Origin of the sequence: Stenotrophomonas panacihumi, from assembly GCF_001431645.1 — a bacterium.
In the GTDB taxonomy this organism is placed as follows: Bacteria; Pseudomonadota; Gammaproteobacteria; order Xanthomonadales; family Xanthomonadaceae; genus Stenotrophomonas_A; species Stenotrophomonas_A panacihumi.
Genome location: NZ_LLXU01000050.1, coordinates 25,317 through 49,164 on the forward strand (window position 1 = coordinate 25,317; position 23,848 = coordinate 49,164).

At 67.4% G+C, this 23,848-nt stretch carries 18 protein-coding genes; 17 read left to right on the top strand and 1 reads right to left on the bottom strand.

What is annotated here, in order from left to right; genetic code table 11:
* Positions 1–44 precede the first annotated feature (44 nt).
* The 15 genes from ARC20_RS02615 (at position 45) to ARC20_RS02685 (ending at position 18,819) form a co-directional block, all read left to right on the top strand.
* Positions 45–860, top strand: a complete 816-nt coding sequence (locus ARC20_RS02615; RefSeq protein WP_108143304.1) for a 2-keto-4-pentenoate hydratase — start codon at positions 45–47, stop codon at positions 858–860.
* A 39-nt stretch (positions 861–899) separates the two neighbouring features.
* Positions 900–1,898: a TRAP transporter substrate-binding protein gene (locus ARC20_RS02620; protein WP_057643881.1), complete on the top strand. Its 999-nt coding sequence runs from the start codon at positions 900–902 to the stop codon at positions 1,896–1,898.
* A gap of 8 nt (positions 1,899–1,906) precedes the next feature.
* Positions 1,907–2,425: a TRAP transporter small permease gene (locus tag ARC20_RS02625; RefSeq protein ID WP_057643886.1), complete on the top strand. Its 519-nt coding sequence runs from the start codon at positions 1,907–1,909 to the stop codon at positions 2,423–2,425.
* A 3-nt stretch (positions 2,426–2,428) separates the two neighbouring features.
* Positions 2,429–3,715, top strand: a complete 1,287-nt coding sequence (locus ARC20_RS02630) for a TRAP transporter large permease (RefSeq protein WP_057643889.1) — start codon at positions 2,429–2,431, stop codon at positions 3,713–3,715.
* Between the two features lie 41 nt (positions 3,716–3,756).
* Entirely contained in the window at positions 3,757–5,316 is a 1,560-nt protein-coding gene (locus ARC20_RS02635) for a family 43 glycosylhydrolase (RefSeq protein WP_057643892.1), read from the top strand.
* A 136-nt stretch (positions 5,317–5,452) separates the two neighbouring features.
* Entirely contained in the window at positions 5,453–6,508 is a 1,056-nt protein-coding gene (locus ARC20_RS02640) for a LacI family DNA-binding transcriptional regulator (RefSeq protein WP_057643894.1), read from the top strand.
* A 265-nt stretch (positions 6,509–6,773) separates the two neighbouring features.
* A complete protein-coding gene (gene kduI / locus ARC20_RS02645; protein WP_057643897.1) occupies positions 6,774–7,622 on the top strand; it encodes a 5-dehydro-4-deoxy-D-glucuronate isomerase in 849 nt (282 codons plus the stop codon).
* Positions 7,623–7,650: 28 nt separating this feature from the next.
* Positions 7,651–8,409 carry a 2-dehydro-3-deoxy-D-gluconate 5-dehydrogenase KduD gene (kduD, locus tag ARC20_RS02650; RefSeq protein ID WP_057643900.1) on the top strand — a complete coding sequence of 253 codons (759 nt, stop codon included), beginning with the start codon at positions 7,651–7,653 and terminating at the stop codon, positions 8,407–8,409.
* A gap of 124 nt (positions 8,410–8,533) precedes the next feature.
* Entirely contained in the window at positions 8,534–9,670 is a 1,137-nt protein-coding gene (locus tag ARC20_RS02655; RefSeq protein ID WP_057643902.1) for a cupin domain-containing protein, read from the top strand.
* A 492-nt stretch (positions 9,671–10,162) separates the two neighbouring features.
* Positions 10,163–10,924, top strand: a complete 762-nt coding sequence (locus tag ARC20_RS02660; protein ID WP_057643904.1) for a DUF72 domain-containing protein — start codon at positions 10,163–10,165, stop codon at positions 10,922–10,924.
* A 484-nt stretch (positions 10,925–11,408) separates the two neighbouring features.
* Entirely contained in the window at positions 11,409–14,579 is a 3,171-nt protein-coding gene (locus ARC20_RS02665) for a TonB-dependent receptor (RefSeq protein WP_057643907.1), read from the top strand.
* A 190-nt stretch (positions 14,580–14,769) separates the two neighbouring features.
* Positions 14,770–15,522, top strand: a complete 753-nt coding sequence (locus ARC20_RS02670; RefSeq protein ID WP_057643911.1) for a SapC family protein — start codon at positions 14,770–14,772, stop codon at positions 15,520–15,522.
* A 4-nt stretch (positions 15,523–15,526) separates the two neighbouring features.
* The gene (locus ARC20_RS02675) at positions 15,527–16,546 is read left to right on the top strand and encodes a cupin-like domain-containing protein (RefSeq protein ID WP_057643914.1); all 1,020 of its coding nucleotides are present in this window, start codon (positions 15,527–15,529) and stop codon (positions 16,544–16,546) included.
* A gap of 40 nt (positions 16,547–16,586) precedes the next feature.
* Positions 16,587–18,110, top strand: a complete 1,524-nt coding sequence (locus tag ARC20_RS02680) for a tryptophan halogenase family protein (protein WP_057643918.1) — start codon at positions 16,587–16,589, stop codon at positions 18,108–18,110.
* A gap of 10 nt (positions 18,111–18,120) precedes the next feature.
* On the top strand, positions 18,121–18,819 hold the full coding sequence (locus ARC20_RS02685; protein WP_057643920.1) for a DUF6445 family protein: 699 nt from the start codon (positions 18,121–18,123) through the stop codon (positions 18,817–18,819).
* 6 nt (positions 18,820–18,825) lie between these two features.
* On the opposite strand, the gene rtcR is transcribed toward ARC20_RS02685, so the two are convergent.
* Complete coding sequence (rtcR, locus tag ARC20_RS02690) at positions 18,826–20,433, bottom strand: RNA repair transcriptional activator RtcR (RefSeq protein WP_057643925.1); 1,608 nt, start codon at positions 20,431–20,433, stop codon at positions 18,826–18,828.
* 174 nt (positions 20,434–20,607) lie between these two features.
* Here rtcR and ARC20_RS02695 point away from each other — a divergent pair, with 174 nt between their 5' ends.
* Entirely contained in the window at positions 20,608–22,164 is a 1,557-nt protein-coding gene (locus tag ARC20_RS02695) for an RNA-binding protein (RefSeq protein ID WP_057643928.1), read from the top strand.
* Positions 22,165–22,619: 455 nt separating this feature from the next.
* Complete coding sequence (locus ARC20_RS02700; RefSeq protein ID WP_057643931.1) at positions 22,620–23,846, top strand: RtcB family protein; 1,227 nt, start codon at positions 22,620–22,622, stop codon at positions 23,844–23,846.
* The last annotated feature ends 2 nt before the right edge of the window (positions 23,847–23,848 follow it).

Consider the following 23,848-nt stretch of genomic DNA (forward strand, 5'->3'; position numbering starts at 1 on the left):
CTGTCGATGGGCAGTGCAACATCGTTTCCACCCGGAGGTCACCCTTGAGCCCACAAGCAGGCCAGCAGGATTCGCAGGCGTTGTCCGCGATCGCCCAATCCTTTGTCGAGGCCCGCCAGCATGGCCGTTCGTTGCCGGATTTCCCGGGCCAGATCCCGCCGGACCTGGTGACTGCCTATGACGTACAGGACCTGGCCATTGCCCGCTGGCCCGACCGCGTGGTCGGCTGGAAGGTCGGCTACATCGCCGCCGAGCGCCGTGATGCGTCCGGGGACGACCGCCTGCTGGGCCCGATCTGGTCGCGTGCGCTCTGGAATGCCACCGGTGGCATCGACGAATTCCCGATCTACGTCGGGGGCTTCGGGGCGGTCGAGGCCGAGTACGTGCTGCGTCTGGAGGAAGACGCGCCGGCCGACAAGCTGCACTGGACGCCCGAGGAGGCCGCGGCCCTGCCGGCGCGCCTGTTCATCGGCGTGGAGATCGCCAGCAGCCCGCTGGCCACGATCAACCAGCTCGGCCCGCGCGTGGTGATTTCGGACTTCGGCAACAACAACGGGCTGATCCTGGGCCCGGAGATCGCCGACTGGCGCGCCCGCGACGAGGCTGCGCTGAAGGCCGAGACATTCATCGACGGCCAGCTCGTCGGCACCGGGGGCGCCACGCTGCTGCCCGGGGGCCTGCGCACGGCCTATGCGTTCGCGCTGGGTCGTTCGGCCCGGCGCGGCCGGCCGCTCAAGCGGGGCGACCTGATCGCCACCGGCAACGCCACCGGCATCCATGACATCGCGGTCGGCCAGCAGGCGACCATCCGCTTCGAAGGCTTCGGCGAGATCCGTTGCAGGGCCATCGCCGCCGGGTAACGTGCACCCACCCAGTGAACTGAGCGCGGGAGGGCGCGGATGATCACACGTAGAGGTTTCATCGGCGCCGGCCTGGGCGCCGCGTTCGCCGCGCCCTTGGGCGCGGCGCGGGCCATCACCCAGGTGCCGGGCGGGCAGCTGCTCACCGCCACCGACGTCCACGTCTCGGATTACCCGACGGTGGAAGCGGTGCGCTGGATCGGCCAGCAGCTCGAGAAGGAAACGCAGGGCCGCCTGAAGCTGCGCCTGTACCACTCCGGGCAACTGGGCCGCGAGGCCGAGGCGATCGACATGGCGCGCTTCGGCGCCATCGACATCACCCGGGTCTATTCGGGCGCGCTCAACAACGCCTTCCCGCTGACCCAGGCGCTGTGCCTGCCGTATACGTTCGATTCGGTGGCGCACCTGCGCCGCGCGCTGGATGGCGACGTGGGCGAAGCGGTACTGCGCGGCTTCGAGGCCCGCGGGCTCGTCGGCCTGGCGATCTACGATTCGGGCGCGCGCTGCTTCTACAACACCAAGCATCCGATCGTCTCGCCGGCCGACCTGCACGGCCTGAAGCTGCGCGTCGCCAACTCGGACATCTTCATCCAGCTGATGCGCCTGCTCGGGGCCAACCCGACGCCGATGTCGCTGGGCGAAACGTTCTCGGCGATGGAGACGCACATGATCGACGGCGCGGAGAACAACATGCGCAGCTTCCAGTCGAGCCGCCATTTCGAGGCCGCGCGCTACTGGTCGCAGAGCGAACATTCCTACGCGCCGGACATCCTGGTCATGTCGCGCGCGAGTTTCGAGGCGCTGGCGCCGGCCGACCGCGAACGCCTGGTGCGGCTCGCCCGCGCATCGGTACCGGTGATGCGCGAGCTGTGGGACACCTCCGAAGCCGCCGCGCGCCAGGACGTGGCCAAGCATGGCATCCAGTTCAACGACGTGGACATGCCGGCGTTCCGCCAGGCGGCCGCCCCGCTGCTGGCCGAATACCACCGGCGCCCGGAGATCGAGGCGCTGGTCAAACGCATCCGCGCACTGGCGTGAGGCAGGCGATGACCGATTCTTCCTATTCCCGCAGTCTTCCGCCGGTACAGCGTGCGCTGGACCGCCTGGCCGACCTGGCCATCTGGACCGCCGCCGGCGCATTGCTCGGGCTGGTGGTCGTGCAGGGCTGGCAGGTGTTCACCCGCTACGTGCTCAACGATTCGCCGAGCTGGACCGAGCCGGTCACCCTGCTGCTGCTGAGCACGGCGATGAGCCTGGGCGCGGCCGCGGGCGTGCACACCAACCGCCACTTCGGATTCTTCCTGCTCGCCGAGCGCTTCCCGCCGGCCGGGCGGCGCGCGCTGGAAGCGTTGCGTGCATTGGTGATGGCGGCGATCGGCGCGGTGCTGGCGGGGTGGAGCAGCGTGCTGCTGCTCGATGGCCTGGACATCAAGATGGCCGGCGCGCGCATGCCGCAGAGCATCAACTACCTGCCGCTGGCCGTCGGCGGCGCGCTGATGGCGGTGTTCGCGCTGTACCGGGTGTGGCGCGCGGTGCATCCGCTGTCGATCGAAGGGGAGTCCTGAGCCATGGGTATCGCGATCCTGTTGGGCCTGTTCGTGCTGCTGATGGCCATCGGCGTGCCCGTCGCCTATGCATTGGCCGTGGCGGCGCTGGCCACGCTGCTGTATCTCGACCTGCCCAGCGTGGTGCTGGTGCAGCAGATCTCCGCCGGCTCGGGCTCGGCGTCGTTGATCGCCATTCCGTTGTTCATCTTTGCCGGTGAACTGATGCTGCGCGGTGGCATCTCCGAGCGTCTGATCGCGCTGGCCGCTTCGCTGGTGGGGCGCCTGCGCGGCGGCCTGGGCCAGGTGAGCGTGCTGTCCTCGCTGTTCTTCGGCGGCGTGTCGGGTTCTGCGATTGCCGACGTCTCGGCGGTCGGCGGCACGATGATCCCGCAGATGGTGCAGCGCGGTTACGACCGCGACTACGCGGTGAACGTCAGCATCACCGCCGCGCTGGTCGCGCTGCTGGTGCCGCCTTCGCACAACCTGATCCTGTTCTCGGCGGCGGCCGGTGGCGGCATCTCGATTGCCGACCTGTTCGCCGCCGGCATCGTGCCCGCGCTGCTGATGACCGTGGCGATGATGGTCACCGGCTACCTGGTGGCGCGCCATCGCGGCTACGGCACCGAGCCGTTCCCGGGCTGGCGCGCGGTGCTGCTGCGGCTGGTCGGCGCATTGCCGGGCCTGGGTTTGGTGCTGCTGATCTTCGTGGGCATCCGCGCGGGCATCTTCACCGCGGTGGAGAGCGCGGCGATCGCCGTGGTGTATGCCTTGCTGGTGACCGCGCTGCTGTACCGGCAGCTGAAGTGGGGCGAGTTCTTCGCCGCCGTCACCCATGCCGCGCGCACCACCGGCGTGATCCTGTTCGTGATCGCCACCGCCGCCGTGTTCGGCTGGCTGCTGGCCTACCTGCAGGTGCCGACCGCCGCGGTCAACTTCCTGCAGTCCTTCGCCCACAGCCAGCGCATGGTGCTGCTGATGATCGTGGTGATCCTGCTGGTGCTGGGCATGTTCATGGACCTGGCGCCGAAGATCCTGATCTGCACGCCGATCTTCCTGCCGGTGGTGAAGGCCTATGGCGTGGACCCGATCCACTTCGCGCTGGTGATGGTGCTGGCCGGCGGCATCGGCCTGGTGACGCCGCCAGTGGGCTCGGTGCTGTTCATCGGTACGGCCATCGGCAAGATCAGCATCACCGACAGCATGCGCACGATCTGGCCGTTCTGGCTGGCGGCGCTGGGCGTGTTGTTGACCGTGGCGTTCTTCCCGCAGCTGTCGCTGTGGTTGCCGGCGATGCTGCGGGCGGGGTGAGGGTTTCCAGGCGCGGTGTCGCCACACGGGAGGGCAGTCGGATGCACAAGGGTTTTGCATGGCTCTGGATCGCGGCGCTGCTGTGCGGCTCCGCGCAGGCGGCGGGTTGGCAGCGCGGCATCGAACACCAGCGCATCGCCGACCTGGGCGACGGCACGTACCTCAACCCCGTGCTGGCTGGCGACCATCCCGACCCTTCCGTGCTGAAGGATGGCGAGGACTACTACCTCACCCTTTCTTCCTTCGATGCCTACCCCGGCCTGCCGGTGTGGCATTCGCGCGACCTGGTGAACTGGCAGCCGCTCGGCCATGCCATCACCACCAATGTCGGCGCGATCTGGGCGCCGGACCTGGTCAAGCACAAGGGGCGCTACTACATCTATTTCCCCGCCCGGCGCGGAGAGACCGGCACGCGCAGCAACTTCGTCGTGTGGGCCGATGACATCCGAGGGCCGTGGAGCGAACCGATCGACCTGGGCCTGGGCAAGTACATCGACCCCGGCCATGCGGTGGGCGAGGACGGCAAGCGCTACCTGTTCCTCAGTGGTGGCGACTACGTGCAGCTGTCCGACGACGGCTTGAAGGTGGTGGGCACGCCGAAGCACGTCTATGACGGCTGGAAGTATCCCGAAAGCTGGGACGTGGAGGCCTATGCGCAGGAAGGGCCGAAGATCACCCGGCATGGCGGCTGGTACTACATGACCACCGCGGTCGGCGGCACCGCCGGCCCGCCGACCGGGCACATGGTCATCACCGCGCGCTCGCGCTCGATCCATGGGCCCTGGGAGAACGCGCCGAACAACCCGATCACGCGGACGAAGTCGGCCAGCGAGCCGTGGTGGTCACGCGGCCACGCCACGCTGGTGGAAGGCACGGATGGTCGCTGGTGGATGCTCTACCACGGCTACGAGAACGGCTTCTGGACGCTCGGCCGGCAGGCGCTGCTGGAGCCGATCGAATGGACGGCCGACGGCTGGTTCGTCGCCAAGGGCGGCGACCTCGGCCAGCCGCTGCGCAAGCCGAGCGGGCAGGCGCTGCCGCATGGCCTGCCGTTGTCGGATGGTTTCGACGGACAGCGGCTGGGACCGCAGTGGTCCTTCTACGATCCCGCGCCGGACGAGTACCGGCGCCTGACCTTCGGAAAGGACGGCCTGGCCGTGCGCGGCAAGGGCCAGGCGCCGCGCGACAGCTCGCCGCTGACCGCCATCGCTACCGACCCGGCCTACGAGTTCGAAGTGCACATGCACATCGACCCCGGCGCGATCGGCGGGGCCTTGCTGTTCTACAGCGACCGCCTGTATGCCGGCGTGGGCAGCAACGGCAAGGACTTCATCCTGCACCGCTATGGCGAGGAGCGCCCCAAGCAGCTCGCCGCCGGCCCCGGGGGCGAGCTGTGGATCCGCGTGCGCAACGACCGCCACATCGTGACGATCCACACCAGCCGCGATGGCCAGGCCTGGACCAAGTACCCGGTGCAGATGGAGGTCTCCGGCTACCACCACAACGTGGCCGGCAAGTTCCTCGCGCTCAAGCCGGCGCTGTACGCCGCCGGCGACGGCCAGGTGCGTTTCGTGGACTTCCGCTACCGGGCGCTGGACTGAGCCGGGCCGGGGCGATGGAACTTTCCACGCGGGCCCGGGTCTTGGGCTGGGTCCGGCCCAGGGCGCGGAACCGCCCGGTACCGGCCAGTGCCGGGGCAACCCGCTAGAATCCCCCCACTTCCTACGATCCGCCGTCATGCCGCGCAAGAAAGCCGAAGAAGCCGTCGTCGGCCTGCCCAAGGGCAAGGTGGCGACCATCAACGATATCGCCCGGCTCTCCGGGGTGTCCAAGAAGACCGTCTCGCGCATCATCAACAACTCGCCACTGGTGCGGCAGGACACGCGCGAGAAGGTCGAGGCGCTGATGCGCGAGGTGGGCTATGCGCCCGACCCGCTCGCACGCGGCCTGGCCTTCCGCCGTTCGTTCCTGATCGGCATGGTCTACGACAACCCCACCGCGCAGTACATCGTGGACATGCAGTACGGCGCGCTGGATGCGCTGCGCGGTTCCAGCTACGAGCTGGTGGTGCATCCCTGCGATACGCGCAGCCCCGGCTACATCGAAGGCGTGCGCCGCTTCGTGCAGCAGCAGAAGCTGCACGGCGTGATCCTGGTGCCGCGTGCTTCGGAAGACCAGGCATTGGCCGACATGCTGGCCGAGATCGGCTGCCGCTACACGCGCATCGCCTCCGTGGCGCTGGACGAGACTTCGCAAACCGTCATCACCCACGATGCGGAAGGCGCGGCCGAAGCAGCCGACTACCTGCTTTCGCTGGGCCACCGCGACATCGCGCTGGTCACCGGCCCGAGCAACTATCGTTCGTCCATCGAGCGCACCAGCGGATTCCTCGGCGCACTGCGTCGACGCGGCATCGAGCTGCCGCCGGAGCGGGTGGTGGAAGCGGGCTACACGTTCGAATCGGGCGTGGCGGCGGCCGAGAAGCTGCTGCTGTCCAAAAAGCGGCCGACCGCGATCTTCACCGGCAACGACGAAATGGCGGCCGGCATCTACAAGGTGGCCCTGCGCGCGGGCATCAACATCCCGCGCCAGCTGTCGGTCATCGGCTATGACGACAGCTCGCTGGCCTCGCGCCTGTGGCCCTCGCTGACCTCGGTGCGCCGGCATACCCGCGACACCGGCCGCACCGCCGCGGCGATGCTGATCCAGCCGGAGAACCAGCCCACGCTGCCGACCGCCAGCGTGCGGCCGCACCTGATCGTGCGCGACTCCTGCCAGCCGCCGGAAGATTGAGGCCGCAGGCTCAGCGGGGTCTCCAGTGGCTGCGTGAGTCACAGGTGGGCGGACATGGCCCACCGCATTGAGCCAGGTAATCGACGGAACCCAGGGCACGGGCTGGCTCCGTGCGACTTCGGCCTCCTTTAGGCGATGCCGCATGGCTATCCACGCTCCGGCGGTCATCTTGCACTGCGGAATGACACCGGTGGTCAGGATGGCTAGAATGCCTCCGCACCCACTCGACGCGAGGCCATGACGCCTCGCCGCCACCGGAGACGCCATGTACGCCAAGACCGTTTACGCCACCCACCCGCAGGCGATCCAGGGCGTCAGCAATGACGAACTGCGCGACCTCTACCTGCTGGACGGCCTGTTCGCCGACGAAGCGGTCGTCCTGAAGTACACGCACTACGAGCGCTTCGTGATCGGCGGCGCCGCGCCGGTGAAGCAGGCGGTGTCGCTGCCCAAGCAGACCGAGCCGGCGTCCGCCGCGGGCCATCCGTTCCTGGAACGCCGCGAGCTGGGCGTGATCAACGTCGGCGCCGGCACCGGCACCGTGACGGTGGACGGCACCGCCTACACGCTGGCGCCCAAGGACGGCCTGTACGTGCCGATGGGCAGCGCCGAGGTGACCTTCGCCTCGAACGACGCCGCCACCCCGGCGAAGTTCTACCTGGCCTCGACCCCGGCGCATGCGCGCTTCGAGACCAAGCACATCTCCATCAAGGACGCCGTGCCGCTGGAGCGTGGCGCGCTGGAAACCAGCAACGAGCGCACGATCTACCAGTACATCGTGCCGGCGACCTGCCCGTCATCGCAGCTCTTGCTGGGCCTGACCATCCTCAAGCCGGGCAGCGTCTGGAACACCATGCCGCCGCACCTGCACGACCGCCGCAGCGAGGTCTATTTCTACTTCGACCTCGGCGAGAAGGACCGCGTCTACCACTTCATGGGCGAGCCGGAAGCGCAGCGCCACATCGTCATCCAGAACGGCGAGGCCGTGGTGTCGCCGCCGTGGTCGATCCACATGGGCGCCGGTACCTCCAACTACGCCTTCATCTGGGCGATGGGCGGCGAGAACCTGGATTACACCGACATGCACGTGCTGGACATCTGCCAGCTCAAGTAACCGCACACGCTTACGAGGGGAGCACGCAATGAGCCACAACCCGTTCAGTCTGGAAGGCAAGGTCGCGCTGGTCACCGGCGCCAACACCGGCCTGGGCCAGGGCATCGCCCTGGCGCTGGCCGCCGCGGGCGCGGATATCGCCGGCGCCGGCATCGTCCATGCCACCGATACCGAGGAGAAGGTGAAGGCCCTGGGCCGCCGCTTCCTCAACATCGAGGCGAACCTGATCACCGTCGAGCCGATCCAGCGCGTCGTCGATGAAGCGATCGCCGGCCTGGGCCGCATCGACATCCTGGTCAACAACGCCGGCCTGATCCGTCGCGCGGACGCGGTGGAGTTCAGCGAGAAGGACTGGGATGACGTGATGAACGTCAACATCAAGTCCGCGTTCTTCATGAGCCAGGCCGTGGGCCGCCACTTCATCGCCAACGGCGGCGGCAAGATCATCAACATCGCCTCGATGCTGTCGTTCCAGGGCGGCATCCGCGTGCCGTCGTACACGGCCAGCAAGAGCGGCATCGCCGGCATCACCCGCCTGCTCGCCAACGAATGGGCCAGCCGCAACATCAACGTCAACGCGATCGCGCCGGGCTACATGTCCACCGACAACACCGCGCAGCTGCGCGCCGACGAAGACCGCAGCAAGGCGATCCTCGACCGCATCCCGGCGGGCCGCTGGGGTTCGCCGGCCGACCTGGGCGGCGCGGCGGTGTTCCTGGCCTCCAGCGCTTCGGACTACGTCAACGGCGCCGTGTTGCCGGTCGACGGCGGCTGGCTGGCACGCTGATCCGCCCCGGGCGCGCATCGCATGGATGCGCGCCCGCCGTCTTTCCCGCCGCTGCCGTTGCCGGCGCTTCTCTCCCGCCGTGCCGCGGTAGCGGTTCCTGCATAGCGGCATACGGAGGCACGGGATGAGCGCACGACTTGCTGGCCGCACGCTGCTGCTCGCGCTGCTGCTGGGCGCCTGCCTGACGGCCTCCGCGGCCGATACGCCCAGGCGCATCTTCATCGCAGGCGACTCCACCGCCGCCGAGTACGGGCCCGAGCGCGCGCCGCAGGCCGGCTGGGGGCAGATGCTGCAGGGCTGGTTCGACCCGGCGCAATGGGAAGTGCGCAACCATGCGAAGGGGGGCCGCAGCGCCCGCAGCTTCATCGAGGAGGGCCGGCTGGAGGCCATCGACCGCGAGCTGCGTCGCGGCGACGTGCTGCTCATCCAGTTCGGCCATAACGACGCCAAGCGCGAAGACGCCACCCGCTACGACGATCCCGCGCTGGCGTACCCGCAGTACCTGTCCCGCTATGTGGATGTCGCGCAGACGCATGGCGCCACGCCGATCCTGATTACGCCGGTGGCCAGGCTGATCTACGACTTCGGCTCGCTGCTCGATACGCACGGCTTGTATACCCAGTCCGTGAAGCAGCTCGCAGCGCAGCGCCAGGTGGCGCTGATCGACCTCAATGCCAGCAGCAGCGACTGGATCCGCGCGCTGGGCGAACAGGCCGCCAAGCCGTATTTCCTTTTCGTCCCCGCGCAGGGAAAGGCGGACGGCACCCACTTCAGTACCGCGGGCGCGACCGCCGTGGCGTGCCTGGTCGTGCGTGACTGGGTGGACCTGGAGCCCAGCCTCAAGCCGCAACTCAAGCGCGATATCGATTGTGGTGCACCCGCCACCGCGGCGGCGGATCGCGCCGCGCAGGCCTATCCCTCGCGCATCGTCCACGAGGCGGATATCGCGCGCGACCAACCCGGCCCGCATGGCGGGCCGGGCCGTACCACCGCTTACTCGTTCTTCGCCGACGAACCGGCGCTGTCTTTCGTGCTGCGCAAGCGCGTGCTGCAAGCGGGCGCGGGCATCGGCCTGCACCAGCACCACAAGGACGAGATCTATTACGTCATCAGCGGGCGAGGCCTCTATGCGCTGGATGGCAAGCAATACGACGTTGGCCCCGGCGATGCCTTGCTGACACGGGCGGGGAGCACGCATGCGATCCAGCAGGCAGGTGATGCGCCATTGGTGTTGATGGTGTCGTACCCCAGGGAGCCTTGACGCTTGATGTCCTGATGGCGGCTCAGCAGTCTTCCGGTTGCGACGGCCGTGCGGGCTGCCCAGCGCGTGGGGTGATGGCGGGACGCCGGCGGGGAGGGCGATATCCTGCCATCTTCCCCGTCCCGACCTTCTGCCTCGCGGGTCACGAATACGCATATCTCGCGCTAATTCGCCCGTTGGTAGGCAATGGCCCAGCCAGCCAGCCCGCCTAAGACCGCGCCGTAGAACGCTCACGCATCGCCTCGATACACCTGTTGCCGGACTTGAGTGCAACAAATAGAGGGCCGATGGCCCACGTGCAACCGAAAAGCGAACACATCGCACGGAAGGGCGACACGTTCCAGGAGCCCGTAGCGACAACCTTCCATACGCCGATGCCGGTCGCATGGCGCGCCTGCAAGCCCTCGCCGCCCCATCCCGCCGGGACACCCGAGGCTTCGCCGTCCCATCACGCCGGTTGCGCACGATGGCGTCATGTCACCGGGAGCCGGCATGGGCAACGAACGCGCGCGCATCAGGATCGGCACCGCGGCCTGGGCCATTCCGCGGGCGTATGCCGGGGAGTTCGGCGAAGGCGGCTCGGTGCTAGCGCGGTACGCGACGCGCTTCGATGCGGTGGAGATCAACTCTTCCTTCTACCGGCCGCATCAAACCGCCACTTACGCTCGCTGGGCGGAAAGCGTGCCGACGGGCTTCCGGTTTTCGGTCAAGCTTCCGCAGGAAATCTCGCACGAGCGCGCGCTGCGGGGTGCGGGGCCGGCCCTGGACCGGTTCCTGGGGCAGGTGGCCGGCCTGGGGGATCGCCTGGGTTGCCTGTTGCTGCAGTTGCCCCCTGGCCAGGCCTTCGACGCACGCGTGGCCGCGACCTTCTTCGGCATGCTGCGGCGGCGCGCCGAAGTGCCTGTGGCTTGTGAGCCGCGTCACGCCTCGTGGTTCACACCGTCCGCCGACACGCTGTTGGCGCGGTACCGGATCTCCCGCGCCGCGGCTGATCCGGCGCGCGTTCCATCGGCGGGTGAGCCGGGCGGCGATCCCTCGACGTCCTACTTCCGATGGCATGGCGCGCCACGCATCTACTACAGCCCCTACGGACCTGCCGCGATCGAATCGTTGGCCGAACAGGCGCGCGCTGCGGCCGGCGCTCATCGCGTTTCCTGGGTCATCTTCGACAACACCGCGCACGGATTCGCGACGCGAGATGCCCTCCGGCTGCAGGCGCGCATGCGGTCCCCGGCAAGCCGCTCCGCGCAATAGCACCCTGATGGACCGGTGGTATCCCGCGTAACCAAAAGTCGCTGGGAACGCTTACATGCCCATGCTTCCGATGTGTCATCGGCAAACATAAAAATTTTGTTGCAGCGCACGGTGACAAGCGCTGTCATGCATGGTTTCTTAACGGCCGTTCAGTGATAGCGCTACCAATTAACCGCCCGGTCGGGTGGTTCCAGGAACCGCAATAACGTCGTGCGCACCACCGTTTCACCGGTATTCGAAAGCCGGGGAATCACTGAGGAACCGGCTTCGCTGTAAGCAGTAAGCGGATACCCGAACGGGTTTCCGGATTCATCGCCGTGGGCCACGGCCCGCGTTCTGCCCTGGGGGGGGCGACAACCTAAAGGATCGTAGGGGGCTACATGAGAGGGTGCTTTTTCCATTTGCAGACGGTCGCGGCGACATGCGTGTCGTATGCCGGAACCGTGGTCGCAGGCCGTTCGAATTCTGACTTGAGGACACACTGATGAGTCGCAAGTTGAAGTCTTTGAAGTCTTTGAAATCCCGCGCGATGTTCACCTTCGTCGGCGGCGTGCTGGTGGTGAACCCGGCGTTCGCCCAGGACGCGCAGACCGCCACGCAGGCACCGCAGGCGCAGACCGCCACGCAGAGCGACGAGGCCAAGACGCTCGATACGGTGACCGTCACCGGCATCCGCAACAGCCTCAACCAGTCGATGAACATCCGCCGCGATTCGGCGGGCGTGGTCGACGCGATCAGCGCCGAGGACATCGGCAAGTTCCCGGACACCAACCTGGCCGAGTCGCTGCAGCGCATCACCGGCATCTCGATCGAGCGCCGCGATGGTGAAGGCGCGCAGGTGACCGCGCGCGGCTTCGGCCCGCAGTTCAACGTCGTCACGCTCAACGGTCGCCAGATCCCGGGCGCCGACGCGTTCGGCGCGCCGGGCCAGGTGCCGATCGGCGGCGTGGACGTGGGTACGCGCGCCTTCAACTTCGCGCAGCTCGCCTCCGAAGCGATCACCGGCATCCAGGTGTTCAAGACCAGCCGGGCCACCTCGCCCAGCGGCGGCATCGGCGCCACCATCGACATCCTGACCGACAAGCCGTTCAACCACGAAGGCATCGTGGCCAGCGCCGGCGCCAAGGCGATGTCGGACGACTCGCAGCCGTTCGGCAACAGCATCACGCCGGAAATGTCGGGCATCTTCAGCTACACCAGCGCCGACAAGGTCTGGGGCATCGGCCTGAGCGCCAGCTACCAGAAGCGCCACGGTGGATCGGTGCAGGCCACCGAGAACACCTGGAACATCCAGCGCTGGACCGGCACCGACCCGGGGCTGCGCTCGGACGCGGTGGTGACCAACGCGCCTGAGATCGGCCAGCTGTACGGCATGCCGAACGACCTGCGCTATGCCTTCGCCGACTTCCAGCGCGAGCGCACCAACGGCCAGGCGGTGCTGCAGTTCGCCCCGACCGATTCGCTGACCCTGAGCCTGGATTACACCTACTCGGTCAACGAGATCGAGGAGAACCGCGGCGAGCAGGGTATCTGGCTGCAACGCGCCAACTCCATCACCGACATCACCTTCGACACCGGCCAGACGGTGGCGACCCCGATCTACCTGCGCGACGTGCCGACCGGTTCGAAGGACTTCGGCATGGAGCAGCAGCGCAACATGCAGAAGTACAAGCTCGGGTCGATCGGCTTCAATGCCGACTGGCAGGCGAGCGACAACTTCCGCCTGACCTTCGATGGCCACGATTCGAAGACGCAGTCGTTGCCGAACGACCCGCTGACCGGTGGCAGCGCCACCTACTTCAGCCTCGCCGGCACCAACAACTGCGCCAGCGGCCCGAGCTGCGGCGGCCAGTGGGGCCAGGAGCTGTACTTCAACACCGGCCTGCCGATCGGTGCGCGTACCTGGTACCCGACCGCCGCCGACTCCTACGCCGGCACCAACGGCGTGCTCAACCCGGACTTCCAGGCCAACAACATCGGCACCCAGGTCCTGCGCATCTACTACCAGAAGCAGGTCACCGAAATTAAGGAAGGCCGCGTCGACGGCACCTGGGACTTCGACAACGGCCGCTTCCAGTTCGGCGTCGATTCGTCCAAGACCACGATGCAGCGCCAGACCAGCGACACCTACGCTGCGCTCGGCGACTGGGGCGTGACCGATGCCGGCACCGCGCCGGGCCTGATGGACCTGATCCGTCCGGTCAGCATCACCGGCTTGTTCGACGACTACAGCGCCGCCGGCGCGCCGACCGGCGCATGGCGCGGCAATGCCGACCAGCTCGCCCAGTGGGCCGCCGACGTCTATGGCGTGAGCACCGGCCGCAACCAGAACCTCAGCTCGGACAACACGATCGAGGAAAAGACCAACGCCGCGTACATGCAGCTGGAACTGCAGGGCGAACTGGGCGGCATGCCGACCAACACCCGCATCGGCGTGCGCTACGAGAAGACCGACCTGACCTCGGTTTCGCAGGTTGCCACCCCGACCGCGCTGGTCTGGCAGTCCAACAACGACTTCCAGCTCGCGCGCTCCACCGACATGCAGCCGTTCGCCGAGAAGCACAGCTACAGCTACGTGTTGCCGAACCTGGACTTCGACATCAGCTTCACCGACCAGTTGAAGGGTCGTGCGTCGTTCGGCCAGACCATCGCCCGCGCGCCGTACAACAACCTGATCGCCGGCCCGACCCCGGGCACGCCGACCGGTTCGATCCTGATCAACCCGTCGACCCGCGCCGCCGGCAACGCGCAGAACCCCGCGCTGGATCCGCTGGAATCGGACAACCTCGACCTGGCCCTGGAGTGGTACTTCGCCGACGCCAGCTACGTCTCGGTGACGTTCTGGAACAAGCAGGTCAACAACTTCATCGGCAACACGGTCTCGCGCGAGACGATGTACGGCCTGCGCGACCCCACCTCCGGCCCGGATGCACAGGCGGCGCTGGCGTTCCTGCAGAGCCAGCAGTGCATCGCGCAGGTGACCGCGTCCGGCAACGACCCGGCGGCGTGCTCGGCCAACGACACCTCGCTGTTCGCCGCCACCACCATGCTGCGCAACGCCGCCACCGGTGGCCTGGCTGCCTACAACGGCAGCTCGGCGCAGAGCCTGGCGCTGGAAACCGCGTACGACCTGGTGGGCGAGGCGGACGATCCGCTGTACGAGTTCGACGTCAACAAGCCGATCAACCAGAACAAGGCCAAGATCCACGGCTGGGAACTGGGTGGCCAGTACTTCTTCGGCCAGACCGGCTTCGGCGTGTTCGCCAACTACACCATCGTCCAGGGCGACGTCGGCTTCGACAACAACGTGATCGACCGCGACCAGTTCGCGCTGCTCGGCCTCAGCGACACCGCCAACGTGATGCTGATGTACGAAAAGTACGGTTGGTCGGCCCGCCTGGCATGGAACTGGCGCGACGAGTACCTGATCGCCGCGAACATGGACGGTTCCAACCGCAACCCGTACTACGTCGAGGCGTATGACCAGTTCGACCTGAGCGTGGGCTACCAGTTCAACACCAACTGGTCCATCGGCTTCGAGGCGATCAACCTGACCGGCGAGGACGTGCGTTGGCACGGCCGCTCGGACAAGCAGGTCATCAAGCTGGTCGACCAGAGCCCGCGCTACACCATCGGCGTGCGCTACAACTTCTGATGGTCGCGGCGGCGCCCGGCGACGGGCGCCTGCCATTCAGGGGATCGCCACCACGGTGGCGGTCCCCTGTCGTCAGGGAGACCGCCACGGGCGCCTTGCCGCCCCGGGGGATTTCTGCAATGTTCGCCGGGCCGGCACGCAGGGGAAGGGCCCCGGCACCGGATCCCGACTACCTGCTGTTGGATCAGAAATGGCTCGATACGAAATCTTGAACAATGTCGCGCACAAGGACCTGCGCGTGACGCTGCGCTTTGGCAGCGAATTCGGCGACAACGTCGGCCTGGTGCCGGCCTTCCCGACCGAGTACGCGGAGATGCAGCGCGAATACCCGCTGTTCCTGCGCAAGGACGAGGCCACGGGTGAATACACCTCGGTGGCGCTGCTGGGCTTCGACGGGCAGGAGAACCTGTTCCTCGAAGGCGACCGCTGGAACGCCACCTACCTGCCGGGCATCGTGGCCAAGGGCCCGTTCGCCATCGGCTTCCAGGAGCAGGACGTGGACGGCCAGCGCACCACCGTGCCGGTGATCCATGTCGACCTGGACCATCCGCGCGTCAGCTTCACCGAAGGCGAGCCGGTGTTCCTGCCGCAGGGCGGCAACAGCCCGTACCTGGAGCACATCATCACCGTGCTGCGCGGCATCCGCGACGGCCACGAAGGTGGCAAGCAGCTGTTCGCCGCGCTCGACCAGGCCGGGGTGATCCAGCCGCTGAACATCAATGTGCAGCTGGACGAGAAGAACGGCGTCAACCTCACCGGCCTGTACGGCGTGGAGCGCGAACGCCTGGCGGCGCTGGACGGCGAAGCCCTGCACAAGCTCAACCAGTCCGGCTACCTGGAAGGCGCCTTCCTGCTGCTGTCCTCGCAGCACAACATGCGCCGGCTGATGGGCGAGAAGCAGCATCGCCTGCGCCAGGCCGAGGCGGCTGCCCAGTCCGCCTGATGACATGCAAGGCCTGCCGCCCATCCGCGAGCGCTTCGGTTGCACCCCGGGGCAGCTGCCGCTAGACGAGCTGCTCGCCGCCGGCGAGCCGGTCGTCCTGCGGGGCATAGGGCGTGGATGGGGGTTGGTCGAGGCCGCGCACGAAGGCGTCGCCGAGGCGATGGCCTACCTGCGCGGCTTCGACAACGGCCGGCAGGTGCCTTATTCGTACGGGCCGCCGGAGATCGGCGGCCGACCGTATTACAACGAAGACTGCACCGCGCTGAACTTCGAGGTGCGGCGTGGCAGCGTCTCGCAGGTGCTCGACGAGGTCGCCGCGCACCTGGGTGACCCGCGGCCGCCGACGTACTACCTCGCCTCGCTGCTGGTCGATGAAAGCCTGCCGGGCCTGCGCGCGGGCAACGACCTGGATTTCGCCGCGCACGGCCTGCAGGTGCGGCCGAGCATCTGGATCGGCAACCGCGTCATCGCCAGCTGCCACCACGACGTGCCGAACAACATCGCCTGCTGCGCGGTGGGCCGTCGTCGCTTCACGCTGTTTCCGCCCGGGCAGGTGGCCAATCTGTATCCGGGTCCGCTGGAGCTCACCCCGGGCGGGCAGGCGGTCAGCATGGTGGACCTGGCCGCGCCGGATCTCGCGCGCTTCCCGCGTTTCGCGCAGGCGCTCGAACACGGCATGACCACGGTGCTGGAGCCGGGCGATGCGCTGTTCATCCCCAGCATGTGGTGGCACCACGTGCAGGGGCTGGAGCCGCTCAACGTGCTGGTCAACTACTGGTGGGGCAGCATGCCCGCGTGGATTCCGGCGCCGATGCCGGCGATGTACCACGCGATGTGGTCCCTTCGCGATCGCCCGGAAGCCGAGAAGCAGGCGTGGCGCGCGATGTTCGATTACTACGTGTTCGGCGATGCCACGCAGGCCGGCGCACACCTGCCGCCGCAGGCGCGGCAGGCGCTGGCGCCGATCGACGAAGACATGGCGCGGCAGCTGCGCGCCATGCTCATCGCCCGGCTCAACCGCTGACGCATCGCGTCGGCCCATCACAAGGCAAGAGGGGAATCGCGTGGACAACAGCAGGCGCATTCGCAAGGTGGTGATCGCCGGGGGCGGCACCGCGGGCTGGCTGGCCGGCTGCGCGCTGTCGCACCAGTTCGGCGACCAGCTGGAGATCACGCTGGTGGAGTCCGAGCTGATCGGCACGGTTGGCGTGGGCGAATCCACCGTGCCGCCGATCCGCGCGTTCCACCACTTCCTCAACATCGACGAGCAGGAATTCCTGCGCGCGGTGGCCGGCACGTTCAAGCTCTCGATCTCCTTCGAGAACTGGCGCCGCCATGGCGAGCGCTACATCCACCCATTCGGCATGACCGGCCAGAACACGCTGGTGTGCCACTTCCACCATTACTGGCTGGACAGCCTGCGCCGCGGCATGAAGTCTGAGCTGGGCGACTACTGCCTGGAAACCGTGGCCTCGCGCGATGACCGCTTCGCGCTGGGCACGCAGCCGCAGGTCAACTACGCGTACCACTTCGATGCCGGGCTGTATGCGCGCTTCCTGCGCGCGCGCGCCGAGAAGCAGGGGCTGGTGCGCATCGAAGGCAAGATCCAGCAGGTACACCAGGATTCGCACAGTGGCGACGTGACCGCGTTGACGCTGGAAGATGGCCAGCGCATCGAAGGCGACCTGTTCATCGATTGCACCGGGTTCCGCGGCCTGCTCACCGAGCAGACCCTACACACCGGCTACGAAGACTGGAACCAGTGGCTGCCGAGCGACCGCGCCGTCGCCGTGCAGACCGAGTCCGTCGGCCCGCCGGTGCCGTACACGCGCGCCATCGCGCACGAGGCTGGCTGGCGCTGGCACATCGCCCTGCAGCACCGCGTGGGCTGCGGGCTGGTGTTCTCCAGCCGCCACATGTCCGACGACGAAGCGCGCGCCAAGCTGCTGCGCGACGTGGGCGCGCCGGCGATCAAGGAGCCGTGGCTGGTGCCTTTCCGTTCCGGGCGTCGGCTCAAGGCCTGGAACCACAATGTCATCGCGCTGGGCCTGGCCAGCGGCTTCATCGAGCCACTCGAATCCACCAGCATCCACCTGACCATTTCGGCCGTGGTGCGCCTGCTGCAGCTGTTCCCGTCCAATGGCGGCGAGGAATCCTTGCGCGCGCTGTACAACGAGGTCAGCCAGAAGGAGATGGAGCACGTACGCGACTTCATCATCCTGCACTACCACGCCACGCAGCGCGACGAACCGATGTGGAAGGCCGCGCGCGAAATGGAGCTGCCCGAATCGCTGGCGATCCGCCTGCGCGCGTGGCGCGAGCGCGCCCATGCCTGGCAGGGCACGGATGAATTGTTCCGCGTCGATTCCTGGACGCACGTGTTGCTCGGCCAAGGCATCACGCCGGGCGCGCCGCACCCGCTGGCGGGCGCGTTGTCCGATGCGGACCTTTCGCGCCTGCTCACCGCAGTGCGCCAGCCCATCGACCGCGCCGTCGCGCAGATGCCCTCGCAACAGGGCTTCATCGACCGCTACTGCAAGGCGCCGCCGGAGGTCTGGGGCGCCCGCAGGCCGATGGCGACGGCCTGAGGCGGCCGCCGTGCTGGTCAGCCTGCATCCGCAGGTCCGCATCAGCGCCTCGCGCATCGGCGAGGAAGGCGCGCCGTTGCTGGTGATCGACCAGCTCGTGGCCGATCCCGAGCGGCTGGTGCGCAAGGCCGCCCGCCACGACTTCCAGCCGCAGGGCGCGATGTTCCCGGGCATCCGGGCACGCGCGCCGCTGGGCTACGAACACTTCCTGGACACCGCGCTACGGCCGTACCTGACCGAGTACTTCGGCCTGCCGAACGGCCGCTTCGTCTTCCCGATGTGCCACTACTCGCTGGTGACCACGCCGCCGGGCCAGCTCGCCTTCCTGCAGCGCGTACCGCACATCGATTCGGTGCGCGGCGATGGACTGGCCACGGTGCATTACCTGTTCCATGGCGACTGGGGTGGCACGGCGTTCTATCGCCACCGGCATACCGGTTACGAGTACATCGACGAGGCGCGGCGCGATGCGTACTTCCGTCGCCTCGAACAGGAAAGCCAGGGACAGGATGCGCCCACCGGCGGTTACATCGACGAAGGCACGTCGTTGTTCGAACGCGTCGGGCAGGTGGAGGGGGTGTTCAACCGGATGGTGGTCTACCGGCGCAATTCGCTGCATTCGGGCAGCATCGACAATGCGCGGGTGCCGCCGCCGGATCCGCTGCATGGGCGGTTGTCGATCAATTGCTTTATCGATATAGCGCCCTGAGCCGCTTCAGCTTTCCCCCGCCGACGCGCGCAGCTGTGCCCAGTCCAGGCCGAATCGCGAGAGATATTTCCGCAGCCGGTCCGCATCGTTGGTGCTGGCGCGCTGGGTGCGGGAGACGGCGAACAGTTCGCGACCGGCGTCGGACAGCGAGCGTGCGCGCTGGCATACCCGCACCACTTCTTCCAGCTGTACCCGGTCGAAGCGGTCCAGCGTGGTGATGTCCAGCCCCGGCAGTGTGTCGAGCACGGTGCCGGCCGGGGCTTCATGCCATTGTCGGCGAAGGCGTGCGATTTCCTCATCCACACCGGCGGTCTGGATGCGGCCAGCCTCCGCCAGGGTGGCCATGCGCATGATCGATGCGCTCAGGTCGCGGAAATTGCCGCTCCACCGCGATTCCTGCCCGGTGGCGAACGCGAGGTATCGGTCCCGCGCCTCGCGGTTGAACATCACGCGCTGGTGCTGCTCCCGAGACCAGCGTTCCAGTTCGAAGTCCACGTTCGGCTCGACGTCCTCGCGCCGTTGCGCCAGTCCGGGCAGGTGGTAGGTCCACAGGTTGAGGCGGGCGAGCAGGTCGTCGCGGAAACGCCCCGCCTGCACGGCCTGCTGAAGGTCCCGATTCGTGCCGGCGATGAGCTGGAAATCGCTTTCCACTTCGCGGTCGCTGCCGACGGGCAGGAAGCGCTTCTCTTCCAGGGCGCGCAACAGCATCGCTTGCTCGTCCAGTCCCAACTCGCCGATCTCATCCAGGAACAGCAGCCCCTGGTGGGCCGAGCGCAACAGGCCGGGGCGGTCGGAGACGGCGCCCGTATAGGCCCCTTTCGTATGCCCGAACAGGGTGCTCATGGCGCCATCGCCGCGAAGTGTCGCGCAGTTCACCTCGACGAAGCGGCCCGGAAGCTGGTGCTTGAGCTTTTTCAGTTCGAATACGCGCTTGGCGAGGTGGCTCTTGCCGGCGCCGGTCGGGCCCATCAGCAGGATCGGCGCGCGCGAGCGCGTCGCGACAGTCTCCACCTGCGCGATCAGGCGGTTGAACGCGGCGTTACGCGTGGCGATGCCACTCTTCAGCAGCGCCTGGTCCTGCAACTGCTGCTCGGCGAAGCGCTGTGCAATCCGGTCATAGCGCGACAGGTCCAGATCAATGATCGAGTAGCTGCCACCTGCCCCGGCCTGCTGGCGCAATGGCGGCGACGTCTGCAGCAGGCGCCCCGGGAAGTGCCGGCTTTCCGCGAGCAGGAACCAGCAGATCTGCGCGACGTGCGTGCCGGTGGTGATATGCAGGTAGTAGTCCTCTTCCTCCGGCACGAAGCGATAGCCGGAGACGAAGTCGTGCAGGGTTGCGTAGACGCCTTCGAAATCCCACGGGTCGGCCAGGTAGGTGTCCTGATGGTGCACCGTTGTTTCCGGCGACACCTGGCGCAGGTCTTCCTCGACCTGCTCCGCCAGCGCCTTGTGCCGGCGCGCGTCGGACAGGAGTTCCAGGCGGTCGACCGCCCAGTCCTCATACATGCCGAGTGAGACGGTGGGTCGCCATTTCTCCCAGCGACCGGGCCCCTTGCCTGCGTCGAGCTGGGTACCGAGCAATCCGAACACGACCTGGCGACGCGGCTTATCCATGAATATAAATTCCTATCAATCAAGAGAAGAATAGCTCGCCGAAGCCCAGCTGCCTAGCGCCGTCGTTTTGGCATAAGTACTTACATATCAGTCGGTTACACGTGGAGTGTCGAAGTTGGCACGGCACCTGCTCTGTACAGGGCAGGCGGGCCGTTCCCGCCAAGGAGAAACCCCATGGCGAACTTCCAGCTTTTTGCTCCGTTCCGTCGGCAGGTACCGGTGGCCGACACGGTGAACGAGGCTGGCGGCCTGGCCCATACGCGTGATCCGCGTGCTGCGTTGGCGCTGTATGCGTGCACCGGCTGCCTCAACGGCACCTATTACGCCGATGAAGAGGAGCAGTTCGCTCAGGTCATGGCGCTGTGCGCGCAGGTGGATGCGAGCTTCGTCGCCCGCACCGCAATCCATGCCCGCCAGCACGGCCACATGAAGGACATGCCGGCATTGCTGCTGTCGACCTTGGCCAGCCGCGATCCGTTGGCGTTCTCGCAGGCCTTCCCGCGCGTGGTCGGCAACGGCCGCATGCTGCGCAATGTCGTGCAGATCCTGCGCAGTGGACGGGTAGGCCGCCGGTCGCTGGGGTCCATGCCCAAGCGGCTCGTGTGCCAATGGCTGGAGCGGGCGTCCGTGGGCCAGATCGTGCAGGCGGCGGTCGGCAACCAGCCTTCATTGGCGGACGTCATCCGCATGGTGCACCCGAAGCCGGTGGATGCCGAGCGTGAGGCGCTGTATGCCTGGGTCATTGGCAAGCCGTATCGGGAAGAGGCCCTGCCGGCGCTGTTGCGAGCCTATGAGGCATTCAAGCGCGTGCCGGAAGGCGTGCTCCCGCCGATGCCGTTTCAGTACTTCACCTCGATGCAGCTTGGGGTGACGCATTGGCAGGCGCTGGCCCGGCAGGTTTCCTGGCAGACGCTGCGCATGAGCTTGAACACGCTGGCGCGCCAGGGAGTCTTCGAGGACGAGGCGATGGTTGAGGAGGTGGCTGCGCGGCTGCGCGATCCGGTGGAGATCGCGCGCGCCCGGGTCTTCCCTTATCAGCTGATGGCCGCGCGCAACGCCACGGCACAGTTGCCGGCGCCGATTGCGCGTGCGCTGGACGAGGCGCTCGAGGTGGCGACGGCGCAGGTGCCCGTACTCCCGGGCCGCGTGGTGGTGGGGGTTGACGTGTCCGGTTCCATGTCCTCGCCGGTCACCGGTACGCGCAGCGGAGGGGCAAGCAAGGTGCGCTGCGTGGATGTGGCGGCGTTGCTGGCGGCGTGCATCAAGCGCGGAAACCACGACGCGCGGGTCATGCCGTTCGACACCGAGGTCCGCGACGTCGTGTTGGCCGGGGACGAAGGCGTGCTGGCGCAGGCCAACAGGCTGGCGGCGATGTGCGGTGGCGGGACCAGCGTGAGCGCGCCACTGGCCATGCTCAACCGCGAACGCGCGCACGTCGACCTGCTGGTGCTGGTATCGGACAACGAGAGCTGGCGCGACACGCATCGGGCGGGTGGGACCGAGACGATGCGCCAGTGGCAGGTCCTCAAGCAACGTTGCCCGAATGCACGCCTGGTCTGCATCGACCTGCAGCCGACCCGGACCAGCCAGTTGGTGGAACTCGAGGACGTGCTGCACATCGGCGGCTTCAGCGATGCGGTGTTCCAGCTGCTGGCGGACTACGCCGCGCATGCGGGCCAGGCGAACGGCTGGGTCGATCGCATCGAGTCGATCGCCCTGGCGACGAACTGAAGAAGGAATGCCCGGCTGGCAATGGGGCCAGCCGGGCTGGGCGGGAGGACACGTACAACGCTTCATGGGATGCGGCGAATGCCGGCCTACATGGATCCAGCCGGTTCAAATCCGGCACCAGGCCACTGTTGTCGCCGCCTTCCACCCTTGTCGGGGACAGACACGAATGCCAGTGGAACTACAGCCTTTGACGCTCCAGGTCGCGGGTTCGAATCCCGCCCGCCGCATGGCGGTAGCTCAGTGGATAGAGCGGGACGTTCCGCATCACTTGTCGTGCTGTCCCCGGTTTTACCCAGCCTTTCGAGGCACCGTTTCTACGCGGTGAATGCCGGTGCAATTACAGGGTAAAGCCCCTCGGGGCGAACGGGTTCGAGTCCCGGGGCATGCCAGGGTTCCTGGTGTGTTTTGTTGCACCCCTCTTGTCACCGCACCTATTCGACGACAATGGAATGAGCATGAACACGACCGAGCGCAACTACGATGTGATCCAGGATCAGGGCGCCGCCCCGATCAAGCTGTGGACGCGTGGCGTCCCGCTGGAAGACGCGGCGCGCGAGCAGCTGCGCAACATCGCGCGGCTGCCCTTCATCCATCGCTGGATCGCGGTGATGCCCGACGTGCACCTGGGGAAAGGTGCCACCGTGGGCTCGGTGGTGCCCACCATCGGGGCCATCGTGCCGGCGGCGGTGGGCGTGGATATCGGCTGCGGCATGATCGCCGCGCGAACCACGTTGACCGCGAGCGACCTGCCGGACGACCTCTCCGGGCTGCGTGCGGCGATCGAGCGCGCCGTGCCACACGGCCGCACGGTCGGGCCGCGCGACAAGGGCGCCTGGGGCACGCCGCCGGCCCGCGCGATCGATGGCTGGTCCACGCTGGCCCGCGACTTCGACCTGATCTGCGAGCGTCATCCGCGCCTGAGGAAGACCAACCACCTGGCGCACCTGGGAACGCTGGGAACGGGCAACCACTTCGTGGAAGTCTGCCTGGACGAGGAGCAGCGGGTGTGGTTCATGCTGCACTCCGGCTCGCGCGGCGTGGGCAACGCGATCGGCAACCACTTCATCGAGCTGGCCAAGCGCGACATGCGCCGCTGGATGATCAACCTGCCGGACCAGGACCTGGCCTACCTGCCGGAAGGCAGCGAGCACTACGGAGACTATGTGTTCGCCGTGGACTGGGCGCAGCGCTATGCCCGGATCAACCGCGCGATCATGATGCATCACGTCGTCGAGGCGGCCAGGCAGGTCATCACCAAGCCGTTCGAGGCGGCGGCCGAGGCGGTGAACTGCCATCACAACTACGTGAGCCGGGAGCATCATTTCGGCAAGGATGTCTTCGTGACCCGAAAGGGCGCCGTGAGCGCGCGCAAGGGTGAGCTGGGCATCATCCCCGGCAGCATGGGCGCCAAGAGCTTCATCGTGCGCGGACTCGGCAATGCGGACAGCTTTCATAGCTGCAGCCACGGCGCGGGACGTGTCATGAGCCGTACCGAGGCACGCAAGCGCATCAGCATGGAAGAGCATGCCCAGGCCACCGCGCATGTCGAATGCCGCAAGGATGCCGACGTGGTGGACGAGTCGCCGGCGGCCTACAAGCCGATCGAGGCGGTGATGACCGCGCAGCAGGACCTGGTGGAGGTCGTGCATACGTTGCGCCAGGTGGTGTGCGTCAAGGGATAGGG